Origin of the sequence: Parafrankia sp. EUN1f, from assembly GCF_000177675.1 — a bacterium.
In the GTDB taxonomy this organism is placed as follows: domain Bacteria; phylum Actinomycetota; class Actinomycetes; order Frankiales; family Frankiaceae; genus Parafrankia.
The window spans coordinates 1-3,023 of sequence record NZ_ADGX01000321.1; the positions used below are offsets into that span (position 1 = coordinate 1).

General features: G+C 73.6%; 3 protein-coding genes. All 3 read right to left on the minus strand.

Annotated features, from left to right (window positions below; genetic code table 11):
- Positions 1–21 precede the first annotated feature (21 nt).
- Positions 22–933, minus strand: coding sequence for an ABC transporter permease (locus FREUN1FDRAFT_RS38595; protein ID WP_006545882.1), 912 nt, complete (start codon positions 931–933; stop codon positions 22–24).
- Entirely contained in the window at positions 930–2,198 is a 1,269-nt protein-coding gene (locus tag FREUN1FDRAFT_RS38600) for an ABC transporter permease (protein WP_006545883.1), read from the minus strand. The genes FREUN1FDRAFT_RS38595 and FREUN1FDRAFT_RS38600 overlap by 4 nt, the downstream gene beginning before the upstream one ends.
- The coding region (locus FREUN1FDRAFT_RS38605) for an ATP-binding cassette domain-containing protein (RefSeq protein WP_006545884.1) at positions 2,195–3,023 on the minus strand (829 nt) is incomplete at its 5' end. The genes FREUN1FDRAFT_RS38605 and FREUN1FDRAFT_RS38600, both read right to left, overlap by 4 nt.

Sequence of the window (3,023 nt, forward strand, 5' to 3'; positions counted from 1 at the left end):
AGCCCAACCCCGGGCAACGCCTTATACAATCCCGCGGACGAAAGGTGTGCCGAGCGCCATGGGCTGGCGGGTACGCCGCAGGACGAGCACCATCGCCAGCAGCGCCAGCAGGTACGGGGCGACGATCAGCAGCTGGCTGTTGATCTGGACGCCGACCGCCGGCAACGCCAGCCGCAGCGCGTCCGCGAGGCCGAACAGGGCCACCCCGACGATCGTGCCGCGCAGCCGCCACGCACCGAAGATCACCGCCGCGATCACCAGGTAGCCCCGCCCCGCGGTCATGTTGTCGTTGAACGAGCCGACCGCCCCGACCGCGAGGTGCGCCCCACCCAGACCCGCGAACAGCCCGCACCACAGCAGCGCCTGCCGCCGGCGCAGGTTCACCGCGATGCCGGTGACGTCCGCGCCCTGCGGGTTCTCACCGACAGCGCGCAGCTCCAGGCCCCACCTGGTCCGCTCGACGAGCCACCACGTCAGCGGGACGAGCCCGAGCAGCAGGTACACCGGCCAGCGCTGGACGAACAGCGGCTCGCCGACCAGCGGGATGTCACGCAGCACCGGGATGCTGACCTGGGCGACCTGGTGCCCGGTGAGCTCGAGGCTCTCGTTGAAGAAGCTGGTCGCGCCGAGGGCCAGCACGTTGAGGGTGAGCCCCACGATGAACGTGTTCACGACCAGCCGGTGCGACATGTTGCCGTGGATCAGGCCGAGCAGCAGGCCGGCAAGCGCGCCCACCACCAGCCCGAGCGTCGCCGAGCCGGTCGCCGACGAGGCGGCGACCGCGGTGAACGCACCCGTGATCATCATCGCCTCGATGGAGATGTTCATGGTTCCGGCCCGCTCCGCGAGGTACTCACCACAGGCGGCGAACCCCAGCGGTGCCGCGAGCCGGATCGCGCTGGAAAGGATCGTGGCGCCGTCGTCCAGGATCATCGAGCCCTCGCCGTCGTCGACTCGGAGTTCGCGGCCGCGGCCGGACGACCCACGGTGCCCGCCACGGACCGTCCGCGGCGGCGGCGGTCGGCGGCGGCGCGCAGCAGCGCCAGCACGGCCGGGGGCAGCACGAAGGCGAGCACGAGCAGCGCCTGGGTGACGTCGATCAGATAGGCGGGCACGCCGGTCGAGGCGAGCACCCCGCCGCCGGACCGCAGCGCGCCGAACACCAGCGCGGTGGCGACCGAGGCGACCGGGCTGTTGCGGGCGACCAGTGCGACCAGCAGACCGTCCCAGCCGTAGTTGTCCGACATCGCCGGCTGGAGCCGGTAGACCTCGCCCGCGAGCACCGCGCCGCCGGCCAGGCCGGAGAACGCACCGGAGATCGCCAGCGCGAGCCCGCCGAAGGTGGCCGCGCGTACCCCGGCGTGCCGCGCGGCGAGCGGGTTGAGCCCCAGCATCCGCACCTTGAAACCCCAGCGGCTGCGGGCCAGCGCGACGCCGGTGACGACCGCGAGCACCACCGCGATGATCGCGCCCGCGCCGATGCTGAGATCGGGATACTGACCGATCGACGGCAGCCGGAAGGACGGGGCGAGGGCGTCGGACTGCGCCGCCACGATCGCGCCTGGCCGGCGGGTCTCCTGCAGCAGCGACGGGCTGCTCACGACATAGCTCACCAGCTGCTGCGCCACGAAGATCATGAGCATCGTGCTGACGACGACGTCCACCCCGCGGCGGTAGTGCATCACCGCGGGCACCGCCGCCCAGGCCGCGCCGCCCAGCGCCGAGCCGAGCAGGGTCAGCGTCAGCACCAGTGCCGGCGGCCCCTGGGTGCGCAGCCCGACGAAGGCACCGACCATCGCGCCGACGAGGAGCTGGCCCTCCTGGCCGATGTTGAACACGCCCGCGCGGCTGCTGATGCACGCGCCCACGGCCACCAGCAGCAACGGGGTCATCTCGACCAGCGTCTGGCTGATCGCGCCGGGGCTCCCGACGCTGCCGTCCAGCATCGAGGAGAACACCTCGGACGGTGACCCGCCCGTCGTGGTGACCAGCAGCGCGGTCACGCCGAGCGCCACGGCCACCGAAGCCACCGTGCACACGGCGACGAGCAGCGGCGAGACGCCCGTGCTGGACGGTCTGAGCAGGGCCCGCGCGGCCCGGTCCACCGACCCGCGCAGCCCGTGGTCGCCGGTGCCGACGCCGGTGCCGGTGCCGGTGCCGGGCACGGACGGCGGCCGGGCCGGAGCGTGGACGCTCATCGCGCCGGCCCGGTGAGCGTGGCACCGCCGACGAGCAGGCCCAGGCTTTCGGCGTCGGCGTCCTCGGGGGCAAGCTCACCGACCATCCGGCCCCCGGAGATCACCGCGATCCGGTCCGACAAGGCCATCACCTCCTCCAGTTCGGTCGACACGAGCAGGACCGCGACCCCGCGGGCCGCAGCGGCCCGCAGCTCGACGTACATCGACTCGATGGCACCGACGTCCAGCCCACGGGTGGGCTGGGCCGCGACCAGCACCGACGGTCGTCCTGCGAGCTCGCGGGCGAGCACGACCCGCTGCTGGTTGCCGCCGGACAGCGTCCGCAACGGCGCGTCCAGCGAGGGGCAGGAGATGGCGAACCGTTCGGCGAGCTCGGCGGCGTGCCGCAGCTGCCGGCGCCGGCTGACCAGCATCCGGCCGCTGACCGGCGCGAGATCGGTGAGCACCAGGTTGTCGGCGACGCTCATGTCCAGCACACAGCCGGAGCGGTGGCGGTCCTCGGAGATCACCCCGACCCCCGCCGCGTGCAGGGCACCGGGGCGACGCAGGTCGACGGGCCGGCCGCCGACCCGCACCTCGCCGGTCGCCGGGATGATCAGGCCGGACATCAGATCGCCGAGGGTGTGCTGCCCGTTGCCCTCCACCCCGTAGAGGCCGACGATCTCGCCCGGGCGCAGGCTGAGCGTGAAGTCGTCCAGCAGGGCGCTCCCGGCAGGTGAACGCACCAGCACACCGTCCAGCTCAAGCGCGGCCGCCTCGTCGGCGGCCGGCTGGCTGGTCCGCGTCCCGGCGGGGGCCGGCTGGCTGGTCCGCGTCCCGGCGGGG